Raw genomic sequence first — 13,040 nt, 5'->3', positions numbered from 1 at the left:
AACGGATCGTAGCTTGCCCCATCCCTTGCATAGGGGCAATGAAGGTGAATTCCTACAAGGGGTTCAGGTTCATGGATCCAACATCGCGCCGACGTGGGCAACCGTGCATTCGGCCAGCGCCTGCTGGTCGTATCCGCCCTCCAGCATCGACACCATGCGCCCTGCCGCATGCCGGCGTGCGAGCACGCGAAGCTCGGCGGTGATCCAGTTGAAATCGTCGGTTTCCAGCATCAGGTCGGCCTGCGGATCGCGCAGGTGGGCGTCGAATCCGGCCGAGACCAGCAGCAGCTGCGGGCGGAAATCATCGATCGCCGGCAACATCTCGTCGGCCCAGGTGTTGCGGAAGCGGAAGCTGCCGCTGCCCGGCGGCAGCAGGATGTTCAGCAGGTTCCCGGCACCGCGGTCGCGGCGCAGTCCCGAGTTCGGGAACAGGCCGGCCTGGTGGGTGCTGTAGTAGGCCACCCGCGGGTCGGCCGCGAAGATGTCCTGGGTGCCGTTGCCGTGGTGCACGTCGAAGTCGACGATGGCGATGCGTTCCAGCCCATGGCGGTCGCGCGCGTACGCGGCGGCGATGGCGATGTTGTTGAGCAGACAGAAGCCCATCGCCGTGGTGGCAGTGGCATGGTGGCCGGGGGGGCGTACCGCGCAGAACGCCAGCGGGTCGTTGCCCAGCATCACCGCGTCGACCGCCGCTACGCCGGCGCCGGCCGCATGCACGGCCGCACTGGCCGAGCCGGGCGAGGTCAGGGTGTCCATGTCGAGCTGGCGCAGCGGCTCGGTCTGCGTGGCCAGCACCTGGTCGATCAGCGCGCTGTCGTGTACGCGTGCCAGCTCGCCGAACTTGGCTGGCGGCGCCTGGCGCCAGTCCAGTTGCGCAGGGAACGCCGCATGCAGTGCGTCAAGGACCACCTGCAGGCGCTGCGGGCATTCGGGGTGGCCCGGGCCGGGATCGTGCAGCAGACAGTCGGGATGGGTGAATACCAGCATGCAGACAGGGTTCCGGGGCAGTGGGCGGCTCAGCCGTGGCGGCGGGCGTGCTGCCACAGCACCTCGCCGTGGCCATCCGCGCGGGCCAGCACCCGGGCCAGCACGAACAGCAGGTCCGACAGCCGGTTGAGGTAGTGCAGCGCCTCGGCGCGGACCGTTTCAAGCCGTGCCAGGGTCACCGTTTCGCGCTCGGCGCGGCGCACGATGGTGCGCGCCAGGTGGCAGCGCGCAGCCGCTTCGCCGCCACCGGGCAGGATGAATTCCTTCAATGCCGGCAAGGTGGCGTTGTAGTGGTCGAGCTGCTGTTCGAGCGCGCTCACGTCGGCGGCCTGGATGGCGGCATGGCCGGGAATGCACAGTTCACCGCCAAGGTCGAACAACTGGTGCTGGACCGTGGTGAGCAGTGCGCGCACGTCGTCGGGCAGCGACACCGCCAGCAGCACGCCGAGCGCGGAATTGGCTTCGTCCACGCTGCCGAAGGCGTTTACCCGCGCCGCGTCCTTGGCCACGCGGCTGCCGTCGCCCAGGCCGGTGCTGCCGTCATCGCCGGTGCGGGTATAGATCCGCGAAAGACGGTTGCCCATGCGCGCCGGTCTCAGTGCAGCACGTCGCGGCGGGCCTGCAGCAGCTTGACCACCTGTTCGGTGGCCAGCTGCAGCGCGGCGGCCAGCCCGACGTAGATCGCGGCGGTACGCAGGTACGGCAGGAACCAGTCCGCATAGTTCGTTGCCCAGCCCTGCAGGGTCGGCGCGGCGACCACGTCGCTGGTCCAGTAGAAGCCGCTCTGCGCGAACAGGTGGCAGACCGCTACGGCGGCCACCAGCAGTGCGGCAGCCTTGGCCAGCGCGGTCCAGTCGGCGCCGGCATATCCCTGGCGCAGCAGGGCGCCGCCGGCCCACATCGCGAAGTAGGCCGGCACCAGCAGCGCCGTCCCCGGCGACACGCAGTAGTGCTGCCAGTAACCGATGCCGCTGGCCCGGATCACCAGCACGTCGATGACGATCGCCAGCGCCATCAGCAGCGGGAATGCCCAGCGCGACGCGCTGCGCAGGTGGAACCCGCCAATGAAGAACACCGCCCAGGACGCGTCGGGGATGGCCGCGAAATGATTGACCCGGGTCGCGGCCATCAGCAGCACGAGCACGAACAGGATGAAGGCACGTTGGGCGGTCGGGGTCATCGGCACGGGCAGTGGTGGTCCAGCGTTCATTCTAGCGCCTGCCGCCACGGGGCGTTGCCGGCCCGCACGCACTATCATGGCGGCATGAGTGAACGTCATGACGTAGTGATCGTGGGCGGTGGGCTGGTGGGTGCCAGCCTGGCCATCGCCCTGGACCGGAACGGCCGCGATGTCGGGCTGGTGGAAGCCGCCCCGGCCGGTGCGCTGCCGCCCGTGTTCGACCAGCGCAACCTCAGCTTCGGCGCGGCCACGGTCAACGCGCTGACCGCGCTGGGCGTCATGCAACTGCTGGGCGCGGCACCCGGCCCGATCACCCGCATCCAGGTCACCCGCGCCGGCGACTTCGGTCGCGTGCAGATGGACGCCGGGCAGTACCAGCGGCCGTGGTTCGGCCAGGTGGTGGTCGCCCGCGAGTTCGGCCAGGCGCTGGAAGCGCGCCTGCAGCAGCTGCAGCACCTGACCCGCTACCGCCCGGCCCGCTTCGTGCGGCTCGGCGCGGTCGAGGACGGCTATCGGCAGGTGGTCATCGCCGATGACAGCGGCGAGCGTTGCCTGCTGGCACGGCTGGTGGTCGGCGCCGATGGCACCCGCAGCGGCGTGCGCGACGCGCTGGGCATCGGCGTGGACGAGCACGACTTCCAGCAGAATCTGTTCGTGGCCCGCATACGCTCGGCGCGCGCGCCGGACGGCACCGCCTACGAGCGGTTCACCGACACCGGCCCCACCGCCCTGCTGCCGCGTGGCGACCGCCATTTCGGCGCGGTGCACGGGGTGGCCCGTGACCAGGCAGACGCGGTGATGGCGCTGGACGACGCGGCCTGGCTGGCGCGGCTGCAGCAGGCCATCGGCTGGCGCGCCGGGCGGCTGCTGGAGAGCGGGCCGCGCAGTGCCTACCCACTGGTGCAGGTGCTGGCGCGCGGGCAGATTGGCGAGCGCGCGGTCCTGCTCGGCAACGCCGCGCAGACCATCCATCCGTTGGGCGCACAGGGCTTCAACCTGGGCCTGCGCGATGCGCTGACCCTGGCCGAACTGCTGGAAACGGCGTCCGACCCCGGCAGCGACACCCTGCTGCACGCCCATGTGGCGCGCCGCGAGGAGGACCGCCGCCAGACCATCGCGTTCTCCGGTGGGCTGGCCCGACTCACCAGCAATCCGGCACCGCTGCTGCGCCCGCTGCGCAGTCTGGGTCTTCTCGCCGCGCAGGCCACCTCGATGCAATCGATGCTGGTCGGGGGCGCGATGGGCTTCCGTGGCGAGGTGCCGGCGCTGTGCCGCGGGGCGGGCGCATGAGCCGCCGCACGCGCGATGCGATCGTGGTCGGGGGCGGCGTGGTCGGCGCGGCCTGCGCGCTGGCCCTGGCCGATGCCGGGCTGGAGGTGACCCTGGTGGAAGGCCGCGAGCCGGCTGGCTGGCAACCGCAGCAGCCGGACCTGCGCGTGTACGCCTTCGCCCCGGACAATGCGCAGCTGCTGCGCACGCTGGGGGTGTGGCCCTCGGTGCTGTCTGCACGCGCCTGCGCCTACCGGCGCATGCGGGTCTGGGATGCGGCCGGTGGCGACGAACTGCAGTTCGATGCCGACCGCCTGGGCCGCGAACAACTCGGCTGGATCGTAGAGAACGACCTGCTGGTGGATCGGCTGTGGGCGGCGCTGCCGGCCGCCGGCGTGCAGCTGTGCTGCCCGGCGCGGGTGGAGGCGCTGGAGCAGGATGCGGACGGCGTGCGCCTGCGCCTGGACGACGGCCGCCGGCTGGAGGCCACGCTCGCAATCGCCGCCGACGGCGCCGACTCGACCCTGCGCCGTCTGGCCGGCCTGGAGGTCAGCCGCCAGGATTACGGGCAGCGCGGTGTGGTCGCCTACATCGACACCGAACAGGACAACCAGGCCACGGCCTGGCAGCGCTTTCTGGTGAGCGGTCCGCTGGCGGTGCTGCCGGCGGGCAGCCGCCGCAGTTCGATCGTCTGGACCCTTCCCGACGCGGAGGCCGAGCGCGTGCTTGCGCTGGACGAATCCGCCTTCAATGCCGAACTGACCCGCGCCTTCGCCGGTCGGCTGGGCGCGATGACGCTGGCCTCGCGCCGCGCTGCGTTCCCGCTGCGTCGGCAGCTGGCCCAGGCCTATGTGGCCGGCCGCGTGCTGACCCTGGGCGATGCTGCGCATGTGGTCCATCCGCTGGCCGGCCAGGGCGTGAATCTGGGCCTTCGCGACGTGGCCGCCCTGCATGCACAGGTGCTCGGCGCGCAGCAGCGACGCATGGACTGGGCGTCGCCGGAGCGACTGCAGCGCTGGGCCCGTGAGCGACGCAGCGACAACACGGTGTCGGCCTACGGGTTTGACGCAATCAACACCATTTTCTCGAATGACGAGATGCACCTGACCCTGACGCGCGGGCGTGCGCTGGGGTGCGCGGGCAAGCTGCCGCCGCTGGTGTCGGCGTTGTGGAAGCGCGCCGCCGGGCTTTGAGCCCGAAGTGATCGAAATCTGGAAGTGCGGCCGTTGGCGGCTGCGCAGACTGCCACGCGGCTGGTGCCATGGGGGCTTCCGGCGGCGTCCCTGCGTCCCTTATTTCCGGAATCCCGCCCATGAAGCTCTCGGAGTTGTTCCATCACCCTGCGCCATCCGGCCGGCCCAAGGCGCCCCCGCTGGACCCGGCAGCCGCCGCCAGGGCGGCCGCCAGGATCAAGGCGTTCAATACCGGGCAGCGCATCCGGGATGTCCTGCTGACGGTGAAAAACCTGCCGCGCAAGCTGGACAACGCGGGGTTCAAGGCAGAGCTGACCCTCAAGCGGTTCGCCGACCGGCTTGACACCGAGCTGCCCAGCAAACAGGACTACGCCGCGATGAAGGGCGACGTCCTGGCGATCAAGCAGGGTCTGAACGCGATGGAGCAATCGCTGCGCCTCCATCAGGGCAAGCCCGGCAGCCGGAACCACGGCGAGTACCTCGACTTCCTCAACAAGAAACAGGGCATGCCATTGAAGGCCCTGCTGGGCAAGTAATCGGGCACGTGCCCGTCAGCATGGAGTGCCATGACCTTCCCGATCCGTCCCGTTCCTCCCTTCAGCGCTGTACCGAAAGTGCGTGATCAGGAGGATCCGAAGCGCGCCGCCGAGGCGATGGAACAGAATCCCCAGCAGGCCACCACGTTGCTCAGCGGCCTGTTGCTGCACATCGACAATGTGGACGCTTCCAACGGTGCAGGGAGCCGCAGCACGTCGGCGCTGGTGGGGACCGACGCCATCCGGCGCTTCGTGGCCGGCACCCAGGTCAATCCGACGCCGTCCCGCGAGAGTTTCGCCAGGTTGCTGATCTCCGTCCGCGATGTCGAAACGGAGCTGCGCGGCAAAATGGCCCTCGCCGGTACGGAAGGAGAACGCCACGTACTCTGGCTGGCGCTGCGCACCACCGTAGCGGTCAAACGCTTCCGGGGTACGTAGCGACACGCCACGCGTGTCCCACGCGCCCCGTCACCAAGCCAGGACCGTGATCTCCTCACGATCGTGATACAGCTGCTTGGCGCGCACGTTCAACGGGCGACCGGCCTGGTCCTGGAACAGTTCCAGGCACAGCCGGGTTTCGTCCCAGCGCTTCTTCATCGGCAGCTTCAGGTTGAAGATCGCGTGCCGGCACCAGCCTTCGCGGAACCAGGTGGCCATGCGCTCTGCCACGCGCCGCGGCTGCTCGACCATGTCGCAGACCATCCAGTCCAGCGGCTGCTCCGGATGCCAATGGAAGCCATCGGCGCGCAGGTGCTCGACCAGGCCGGTGTCCAGCACGTGCTGGCGCAGCGGACCGTTGTCGATGCTCAGTACGTGCATGTGCTGGCGGGTCAGCACCCAGGTCCAGCCGCCGGGGGCGGCGCCCAGGTCGGCTGCGCGCATGCCGGGCTTGGCCAGCGCTTCGCGTTCTTCCGGCGTCAGCAGGGTCAGCAGCGCTTCGTCCAGCTTCAGCGCCGAACGCGAAGGCGCTTCGGGTAGCAGCTTCAGGCGCGGGATGCCCAGCGCCCACGGCGCGCTGTCGGCCGGGTCGGCCACGCAGACGAAGGCGTGGGTGCCGTCCACAAACACCACGTGCAGGCGCGGCAGGTGATTGTTTGGCTTGTCGGTCAGCTTGCCGGCCTTGCGCAGCGCCGGGCGCAGCGCGTTGCCGAAGGCGCGGGCCAGGCCGGACAGCGGCTTACCGGCATCCGAATCCGGGTGTTCCACCCACAGGTCGCCGAAGCGCGGCGCATCGGCCAGCACCTCCAGCATCGGGGTGATGCGGTCGGCCGGGTCCAGCTGCGGCAGTTCGGCCAGCACCACCAGCTTCTGCCGCGCGAAGATCAGCTCGCGCCAGCGCAGGCGGGGCGCCAGCGCGGCGGCTTCGTCGCACATGAAGAGCACGTAGCCATCATTGCGCTGGGTGCGCGCGTAGCCGGCGAAACCGGCTTCACCGGCGCGGAACTGCAGCTCGCCGGCCAGCTCGGGCTCGAAGCCCTGCCGGCACAGGCACAGCAGGCCGATGCCGGTTTCAGTAACGGGCGCCATCGCTTTCCCCATAGGCGCGCAGCACGCTGCGCGCGGCGTCGCGGTTCAGGCCCTGCACCACTTCGATGCCGCGCTTGTTGAGTTCGCCCACCCAGTCGGCCGGCAGCGGGCCTTCGTCGAACGGGGTCAGTTCCTCGACGTCGGCCGAGTTGGCGCCGATCAGCAGGCGGTCGATGCCGGCCCATACGGTGGCGCCGTAGCACTGGCAGCACGGCTGCGAGCTGGTGGCCAGGGTGACCGGCGACAGCACCGCATTCAGGCGCGGGGTCTGCAGGCGCTGCTGGGCCAGCATGTAGGCCATGTTCTCGGCATGCGCGAGCGAGGTGTTGTGCGGGACCACGCGATTGACGCCGGCGGCGATGACACGGTCGTCCGGGCCGAACACCACGGCGCCGAACGGGCCGCCGGTCGCTGCTTCGACGTTCAGGCGCGAGAGCTCGATGGCGAGCGCTACCTTGGCGTCGTCGCCGGGATAGGCACGGCCGAGGTCGATCTGGTCGTGGATCCAGGCGGGCAGGGTGAGATGGACTTGCGCGTACAGCATTGAACAGGCCTTTCGAATACGGTGGGGCTTACGCCGACCAGGTGTCGCGCAGGGTGACGCTGCGGTTGAACACGGGGGCGGCGGCGGTGTGGTCGCGGCGGTCGGCGACAAAGTAGCCGGTACGCTCGAACTGGAACGACTGCTCGGGTTCGGCTGCAGCAGCTGCGGGCTCGACATAGCCGGTGACGGTGCGGCGCGATTCCGGGTTGAGGTAGTCGCGGTAGGTCTTGCCTTCGGATTCGTCGTCGGGGTTGGGCACCGAGAACAGGCGGTCGTACAGGCGGATCTCGGCCGGCACGGCATGTGCGGCGCTGACCCAGTGGATGGTGCCCTTGACCTTGCGGTTGGCGCCTTCCATGCCCGGGCGCGATTCAGGATCGAGCCAGCCGCGCAGTTCGGTGATGGTGCCGTCGGCGTCCTTGATGACCTCGTCGCAGCGGATGATGCCGGCGCCACGCAGGCGCACTTCGCCGCCGGGCACCAGGCGCTTCCAGCCCTTGGGCGGGACTTCGGCGAAGTCGTCGCGCTCGATCCAGAGTTCGCGCGCGAACGGCACTTCACGGGTGCCGAAGGCCTCGTCCTTGGGATGGTTGGAGAACGTAAGCGTTTCGGCGTGGCCGTCGGGCAGGTTGGTCAGGACCAGCTTGACCGGGTCGACCACGGCCATGCGGCGCGCGGCGGCGCTGTCGAGGTCTTCGCGCAGGGCGCCTTCGAGCACGCTGAAGTCGATCATCGAGTTCTGCTTGCTGATGCCGACGCGCTCGGCGAACAGGCGCATGGCGGCGGGGGTGTAGCCACGGCGACGCAGGCCCTGCAGGGTCGGCATGCGCGGGTCTTCCCAACCGTCGACGAGCTGTTCGGTAACCAACGCCATCAGCTTGCGCTTGCTCATCACGGTGTAATTGATGTTCAGGCGCGAGAATTCGATCTGGCGCGGCTTGGCGGCTTCGCGCGGCAGGCCGCGTTCGACCAGCGGTGCGGTCAGGGCGTCGTCATGGGCGAAGTCGACGTTGTCCACGCACCAGTCATACAGGGGGCGGTGGTCTTCGAACTCGAGGGTGCACAGGGAGTGGGTGATGCCTTCGAGCGAGTCGCCCAGGGCGTGCGCGAAGTCGTACATGGGGTAAATCGGCCAGGCATTGCCGGTGTTCTGGTGTTCGACGTGCTTGATGCGGTACAGCGCGGGGTCGCGCAGGTTGATGTTGCCGCTGGCCATGTCGATCTTCGCACGCACGGTGCGCGCGCCGTCCGGGAATTCACCGGCGCGCATGCGGCGGAACAGGTCGAGGTTTTCGTCGACGCTGCGGTCGCGCCACGGCGAGGGGCGGCCGGGTTCGGTGAGGGTGCCGCGGTAGGCGCGCACTTCTTCGGCGGACAGGTCGCAGACGTAGGCCTTGCCGTCGCGGATCAGCTTTTCGGCGGCCAGATAGTAGGCGTCGAAGTAGTCGGAGGCATGGCGCAGTTCGTTCCATTCAAAGCCGAGCCAGCGCACGTCGTCCTGGATGGCGGCGACGTATTCGGGGTCTTCCTTGGCGGGATTGGTATCGTCGAAGCGCAGGTTGCAGACGCCGGAGAACTCACCGGCGAGGCCGAAGTTCAGGCAGATCGATTTGGCATGCCCGATATGCAGGTAGCCATTGGGCTCGGGCGGGAAGCGGGTCTTGATGGTCGGGTGCTTGCCGCTGGCCAGGTCCTCACGCACGATCTGGCGGATGAAATCGCGCTTTTCGTGGGTGTCGGCGGTGGCGTCGGAGGGGGCGGCGGTAAGCTCGGACATGATGCGCTGGCGTAAGGCAAAGAGATCGCTAGTCTAACGCGTCCCCTGCGGGGGGCGTGAGACCGGCGTATGCTCGGTCCATACGCCCCAAGGACCCCGCCGATGCACGTGATCTACCAGGCCGACAATCTGTTCGACGCCCATCTGGTCAAGCATGCGCTGGAGGATGCGGGGATTCCGGCGTTCGTGTTTGGCGAGCAGCTGCTGGGCGGGATGGGCGAGCTGCCGCTGTTCGGGGTGCTGCGGGTCTGCGTGCCGGACCTGGCGCGGCCGGAGGCGGAACAGATCGTGGCGGGGCTGGACTTGGGCAGCCCACCTGACGACCCCATATTCGACGGTGACGAAAGCGCCGGCCTGTTGCCGGCCTAGGAGACCGCCATGTTGGGGATTGCCAAGGGTTTGCTGGGTATCGGGGCATTCAAGCAGCGCCTGCCGCGCGCGGACGAGGCGCTGCCGGGGCGGGAGCACGCGCTGCCGCTGCACAACCAGCACTATGTGAACAGCCACCCGTTGAAGGACGGGTTTGCCGGTCTGGAGCGGATCCGCTTTGCGATGGGCTGTTTCTGGGGTGCGGAGCGGAAGTTCTGGACGCTGCCGGGGGTGTATTCGACGTCGGTCGGGTATGCGGGCGGGAGCACGCCCAATCCGACCTACGAAGAGGTGTGTTCGGGTATGACCGGGCATACCGAGATCGTGGAGGTGGTGTACGACCCGGCGATCATCAGCCTGGCGCAGCTGCTGCAGGTGTTCTGGGAAAACCACGATCCGACCCAGGGCATGCGCCAGGGCAACGACACCGGCACGCAATACCGTTCGGCGATCCACGCGACCAGCGAGGCGCAGTACGCGGCGGCCGTGGCCAGCCGTGAGGCCTATCAGGAGCGCCTCTCCGACAAGGGCTACGGGGCGATCACCACCGAGATCGAGTTCCCGGCGCCGGAGTACTACTACGCCGAGGATTATCACCAGCAGTATCTGGCCAAGAATCCAAACGGCTACTGCGGCATCGGTGGCACCGGCGTGAGCTGCCCGATCGGCGTGGACGCTTGAAACCAGATCGTCGGATTGCGTGAGATCCGGTAGAGCCGGGCCCCGCCCGGCTGCTGTTGGATTCGTGCGAACAGCCTTGGGCTGCGGGGTCTCCCTGGTCAGGGCCGTCGGGGGTGGATTTGTGGGGGACGCCGTGAATCCGTCCATGGAGGCTAAGTCGCCGCTTGCACGTGTGCGCTGTCCTGCGCACACGGCAAGACCGGGGTTGGGCGCCTGCCCAACCCGTCGGGCGCATGCGCCCGACCCATGCGGCTCATTCCCCCACAAACCCACCCCCGCCGACCCTCCGAAACTTGGCAGGTGATTCACCCAGGGGCGGTAGAGCCGGGCCCTGCCCGGCGGCCGCCCCTGCACGTAACACTAAGGCGCTGCCGATGGCGCTAACCTCAAAAAAAACGGGACGGCTGCAATCACTGCAACCGTCCCGCTCCTGCATCCGCGTAGAACCGACTTACAGCCGTTCGCGAATCGTCTGGCGCAGCGCTTCAAGATCCTTCGCAAACGCATCGATACCGGAAGCCAGCTTCTCGGTCGCCATCGGATCGGCGGCAAGGTCGGCGGCGAACATCGCGCCATCAATCGGCGACACCTCAACCGACTCCGCTGCACCCGCCACCAGCTTGCGGGGCAGGTCGCCGTGGTCGGCGTCCAGCTTTTCCAGCAGGTCCGGGGAAATGGTCAGGCGGTCGCAGCCGGCCAGCGCTTCGATCTGCGCGGTGGAACGGAACGAGGCGCCCATCACCACGGTCGGGGAACCGCGACGCTTGAATTCGGCGTACACGCCACGCACGAACACCACGCCGGGGTCGGCGTCGATGTTGGCCGGGGCCTGGCCGTTGGCTACGTACCAGTCCAGGATGCGGCCGACGAACGGCGAGATCAGGAACGCGCCGGCTTCGCTGCAGGCCAGCGCCTGGGTCGGGTTGAAGATCAGGGTCAGGTTGCAGTCGATACCCTCGGCCTGCAGCTGGCGGGCGGCTTCCACGCCTTCCCAGGTCGCCGCGATCTTGATCAGCACCTTGCTGCGCGGCACGCCGGCCGCCTCATACATGGCGATGAACTGGCGGGCCTTGGTCACCGTGGCGGCGGTGTCGTGGGCGAGGTCGGCGTCGACTTCGGTCGAGACGCGGCCGGGAACCAGGGTGCTCAGCAGCGTACCCACGCCCACGGTCAGGCGGTCGGCCACGGCGTGCACCACGGTTTCCCGCTCGCCGGACTGCTCGCGGCCCCAGGCCAGCTCGCGCTCGATCAGTTCGGCGTAGACCGGCAGGTCCAGGGCCTTCTTCACCAGGGTGGGATTGGTCGTGCAGTCGACCGGCTTCAGGCGCTTGATGGCGTCGTAGTCGCCGGTGTCGGCGACCACCACGGACAGCTCACGCAGCTGCGACAGTTTGGACGGGGTTGCAGTACTCATTGCGGCTCCTGGAACGTTACCTGGGCCCTGCGCGATGCGCGGCAGGGACGATCAATGCTTGGGCGGATTGTGGACGGCGGTCACCCGCAGGCGCAATTTGCGGCCGCCAGGTGCGTCCCAGTCCATGGTCTGGCCCACGGCCAGGCCGAGCAGGGCGGTGCCCACCGGCGCGAGGATCGAGACCTTGCCCTGGTCGACATCCGCTTCGCGCGGGTACACCAGGGTCAGTTCGTGTTTTTCACCCTGCAGCTCATCTTCGCATTCAACCCGCGAATGCATCATGACGACCCCGTCAGGCATCTGCTCGCGGTCGACCACGGTCGCGCGCTCGAGCTCGTGCGCCAGGGCTTTGCCAGCGGGACTCTGTTCTACAGCGGGGGATTCGAGCATGGCTTCGAGCTGGTTCATGTCGAAGCTGGAAACGGTAATGGACGGCGGCAGGCCGCTGGCGGTGGACATCTGAAACTCCTGTGGTTTATGGAAGACCCATGCAAAAGGCGGCGCCCGTTGGCACCGCCTCGACCTATTGTGCTGCGTATCCGCGGCGGATGCGACTGTTGCGCCCGGGCCGGTTCAGCGGGGATCTCAGGCCCGCGCCTGCAGGGCGCGCGGCGGGGCCGGATCGCTTTCGTCGCGGTCCAGCGTGAACAGTGCGTCGGGCAGGCGCTTGAACTGCTCGGCCAGCTGCTGCAGGAACTCGGTCATCGCCGAACTGCGCCGCCAGACCATGGCGATGCGGCGGCTGGGCCGGTCCTCGCCCTCGAAGTCGAGCAGGGCGATGTTCGTGGAGCGCGGTACCGGCGGCTTCACCGAAAGGGTTGGCAACAGGGTGATGCCAACGTCGGCCGCAACCATCTGGCGCAGCGTCTCCAGGCTGGTGGCGCGGAACTCGGATTTTTCGTTGGCGCCAAACAGGCGGCAGACCGCCAGCGCCTGGTCGCGCAGGCAATGCCCGTCTTCCAGCAGCAGCAGCTTCTGGGTGGACAGCTCCTGCACGTCCAGGTGCAGCCGGCGGGCCAGCGGGTGCTGCCCGGACACCGCCAGCAGGAACGGTTCTTCGAACAGGAACTCGGCGTGCAGCTGGTCGTCGTCCAGCGGCAGCGCCAGCAGCGCTGCGTCCAGGCGACCGTCGCGCAGGCGGTGCAGCAGCTCGTCGCTTTTTTCCTCGACCAGCAGCAGTTCCAGCTGCGGGAAGCGGGCGCGGATGTTGGGGATCACGTGGGGCAGCAGGTACGGGCCCAGCGTCGGGAAGATGCCCAGGCGCACCGCGCCTGCTTCGGGGTCGACGCTCCGCCGTGCCGCTTCCTTCATCTGTTCGATCTCGGCCACGATGACGCGCGCACGCGCCGCTGCCTCCACCCCGGCCGGGGTCAGCATCACTTTGCGGGGTGAGCGCTCCACCAGCGGCAGGCCCAGCTCATCCTCGAGCTTCTTGATCTGGGTCGACAACGTCGGCTGGCTGACGAAGCAGGACGCCGCCGCGCGACCGAAGTGGCGATGGTCGGCCAGCGCCACCAGATATTTCAGATCACGTAGGTTCATTTCCTTGTACCTCTAGACGGT

Annotated in this window: 15 protein-coding genes; 6 read left to right on the top strand and 9 right to left on the bottom strand. The window is 68.5% G+C overall.

Annotated features, from left to right (window positions below; genetic code table 11):
- Nucleotides 1-69 precede the first annotated feature (69 nt).
- Genes RYM47_RS13880 through RYM47_RS13870 form a run of 3 tightly spaced genes read right to left on the bottom strand, consistent with a single transcriptional unit; the run spans nt 70 to nt 2,167 of the window.
- Nucleotides 70-987 (bottom strand): histone deacetylase family protein, encoded by a 918-nt coding sequence (locus RYM47_RS13880; RefSeq protein ID WP_315388650.1) that lies wholly within the window; start codon nt 985-987, stop codon nt 70-72.
- A 29-nt stretch (nt 988-1,016) separates the two neighbouring features.
- On the bottom strand, nt 1,017-1,571 hold the full coding sequence (locus RYM47_RS13875) for a cob(I)yrinic acid a,c-diamide adenosyltransferase (protein WP_315388649.1): 555 nt from the start codon (nt 1,569-1,571) through the stop codon (nt 1,017-1,019).
- Nucleotides 1,572-1,582: 11 nt separating this feature from the next.
- Entirely contained in the window at nt 1,583-2,167 is a 585-nt protein-coding gene (locus tag RYM47_RS13870) for a hypothetical protein (protein ID WP_315388648.1), read from the bottom strand.
- Nucleotides 2,168-2,251: 84 nt separating this feature from the next.
- Here RYM47_RS13870 and ubiH point away from each other — a divergent pair, with 84 nt between their 5' ends.
- The 4 genes from ubiH (at nt 2,252) to RYM47_RS13850 (ending at nt 5,603) form a co-directional block, all read left to right on the top strand.
- On the top strand, nt 2,252-3,457 hold the full coding sequence (gene ubiH / locus RYM47_RS13865; protein ID WP_315388647.1) for a 2-octaprenyl-6-methoxyphenyl hydroxylase: 1,206 nt from the start codon (nt 2,252-2,254) through the stop codon (nt 3,455-3,457).
- Nucleotides 3,454-4,629, top strand: coding sequence for a UbiH/UbiF family hydroxylase (locus tag RYM47_RS13860; protein WP_315388646.1), 1,176 nt, complete (start codon nt 3,454-3,456; stop codon nt 4,627-4,629). Before ubiH ends, RYM47_RS13860 begins: the two co-directional genes overlap by 4 nt.
- A 68-nt stretch (nt 4,630-4,697) precedes the next feature.
- Nucleotides 4,698-5,165 carry a hypothetical protein gene (locus tag RYM47_RS13855; RefSeq protein ID WP_315388645.1) on the top strand — a complete coding sequence of 156 codons (468 nt, stop codon included), beginning with the start codon at nt 4,698-4,700 and terminating at the stop codon, nt 5,163-5,165.
- A 30-nt stretch (nt 5,166-5,195) separates the two neighbouring features.
- Nucleotides 5,196-5,603, top strand: coding sequence for a hypothetical protein (locus RYM47_RS13850; RefSeq protein ID WP_315388644.1), 408 nt, complete (start codon nt 5,196-5,198; stop codon nt 5,601-5,603).
- 30 nt (nt 5,604-5,633) lie between these two features.
- On the opposite strand, the gene rlmM is transcribed toward RYM47_RS13850, so the two are convergent.
- From rlmM to RYM47_RS13835, 3 genes are read right to left on the bottom strand one after another with little or no spacing between them, the layout of a single operon-like run.
- The gene (gene rlmM, locus RYM47_RS13845; protein ID WP_315388643.1) at nt 5,634-6,692 is read right to left on the bottom strand and encodes a 23S rRNA (cytidine(2498)-2'-O)-methyltransferase RlmM; all 1,059 of its coding nucleotides are present in this window, start codon (nt 6,690-6,692) and stop codon (nt 5,634-5,636) included.
- A complete protein-coding gene (locus tag RYM47_RS13840; RefSeq protein ID WP_315388642.1) occupies nt 6,676-7,236 on the bottom strand; it encodes a nucleoside deaminase in 561 nt (186 codons plus the stop codon). Before RYM47_RS13840 ends, rlmM begins: the two co-directional genes overlap by 17 nt.
- Nucleotides 7,237-7,264: 28 nt before the next feature.
- Entirely contained in the window at nt 7,265-9,013 is a 1,749-nt protein-coding gene (locus tag RYM47_RS13835; protein ID WP_315388641.1) for a glutamine--tRNA ligase/YqeY domain fusion protein, read from the bottom strand.
- 102 nt (nt 9,014-9,115) lie between these two features.
- On the opposite strand from RYM47_RS13835, the gene RYM47_RS13830 reads away from it, so the two are divergent.
- Together RYM47_RS13830 and msrA are read left to right on the top strand one after the other, a co-directional pair.
- Nucleotides 9,116-9,382 carry a DUF2007 domain-containing protein gene (locus RYM47_RS13830; RefSeq protein WP_315388640.1) on the top strand — a complete coding sequence of 89 codons (267 nt, stop codon included), beginning with the start codon at nt 9,116-9,118 and terminating at the stop codon, nt 9,380-9,382.
- 30 nt (nt 9,383-9,412) lie between these two features.
- A complete protein-coding gene (gene msrA / locus RYM47_RS13825) occupies nt 9,413-10,063 on the top strand; it encodes a peptide-methionine (S)-S-oxide reductase MsrA (RefSeq protein WP_315388682.1) in 651 nt (216 codons plus the stop codon).
- A gap of 451 nt (nt 10,064-10,514) precedes the next feature.
- Here the strand turns inward: msrA and RYM47_RS13820 are convergent, their stop codons facing one another.
- The 3 genes from RYM47_RS13820 to RYM47_RS13810 form a co-directional block, all read right to left on the bottom strand.
- The gene (locus RYM47_RS13820; protein ID WP_315388639.1) at nt 10,515-11,477 is read right to left on the bottom strand and encodes a transaldolase; all 963 of its coding nucleotides are present in this window, start codon (nt 11,475-11,477) and stop codon (nt 10,515-10,517) included.
- A 51-nt stretch (nt 11,478-11,528) separates the two neighbouring features.
- Nucleotides 11,529-11,936, bottom strand: a complete 408-nt coding sequence (gene rnk / locus RYM47_RS13815) for a nucleoside diphosphate kinase regulator (protein WP_315388638.1) — start codon at nt 11,934-11,936, stop codon at nt 11,529-11,531.
- Nucleotides 11,937-12,062: 126 nt separating this feature from the next.
- A complete protein-coding gene (locus RYM47_RS13810; RefSeq protein ID WP_315388637.1) occupies nt 12,063-13,019 on the bottom strand; it encodes a LysR substrate-binding domain-containing protein in 957 nt (318 codons plus the stop codon).
- Nucleotides 13,020-13,040: the final 21 nt, after the last annotated feature.

Source organism: uncultured Stenotrophomonas sp., assembly GCF_963519125.1.
In the GTDB taxonomy this organism is placed as follows: Bacteria; Pseudomonadota; Gammaproteobacteria; order Xanthomonadales; family Xanthomonadaceae; genus Stenotrophomonas.
This window is presented reverse-complemented; position numbering and strand designations above follow the sequence as displayed.

Excerpts from the sequence above, each read along its gene's own strand:
- RYM47_RS13880 (WP_315388650.1), bottom strand. The coding sequence starts at position 987 with ATGCTGGTATTCACCCATCCCGACTGTCTGCTGCACGATCCCGGCCCG.
- RYM47_RS13875 (WP_315388649.1), bottom strand. The coding sequence starts at position 1,571 with ATGGGCAACCGTCTTTCGCGGATCTATACCCGCACCGGCGATGACGGC.
- RYM47_RS13870 (WP_315388648.1), bottom strand. The coding sequence starts at position 2,167 with ATGACCCCGACCGCCCAACGTGCCTTCATCCTGTTCGTGCTCGTGCTG.
- ubiH (WP_315388647.1), top strand. The coding sequence starts at position 2,252 with ATGAGTGAACGTCATGACGTAGTGATCGTGGGCGGTGGGCTGGTGGGT.
- RYM47_RS13860 (WP_315388646.1), top strand. The coding sequence starts at position 3,454 with ATGAGCCGCCGCACGCGCGATGCGATCGTGGTCGGGGGCGGCGTGGTC.
- RYM47_RS13855 (WP_315388645.1), top strand. The coding sequence starts at position 4,698 with ATGGGGGCTTCCGGCGGCGTCCCTGCGTCCCTTATTTCCGGAATCCCG.
- RYM47_RS13850 (WP_315388644.1), top strand. The coding sequence starts at position 5,196 with ATGACCTTCCCGATCCGTCCCGTTCCTCCCTTCAGCGCTGTACCGAAA.
- rlmM (WP_315388643.1), bottom strand. The coding sequence starts at position 6,692 with ATGGCGCCCGTTACTGAAACCGGCATCGGCCTGCTGTGCCTGTGCCGG.
- RYM47_RS13840 (WP_315388642.1), bottom strand. The coding sequence starts at position 7,236 with ATGCTGTACGCGCAAGTCCATCTCACCCTGCCCGCCTGGATCCACGAC.
- RYM47_RS13835 (WP_315388641.1), bottom strand. The coding sequence starts at position 9,013 with ATGTCCGAGCTTACCGCCGCCCCCTCCGACGCCACCGCCGACACCCAC.
- RYM47_RS13830 (WP_315388640.1), top strand. The coding sequence starts at position 9,116 with ATGCACGTGATCTACCAGGCCGACAATCTGTTCGACGCCCATCTGGTC.
- RYM47_RS13820 (WP_315388639.1), bottom strand. The coding sequence starts at position 11,477 with ATGAGTACTGCAACCCCGTCCAAACTGTCGCAGCTGCGTGAGCTGTCC.
- rnk (WP_315388638.1), bottom strand. The coding sequence starts at position 11,936 with ATGTCCACCGCCAGCGGCCTGCCGCCGTCCATTACCGTTTCCAGCTTC.
- RYM47_RS13810 (WP_315388637.1), bottom strand. The coding sequence starts at position 13,019 with ATGAACCTACGTGATCTGAAATATCTGGTGGCGCTGGCCGACCATCGC.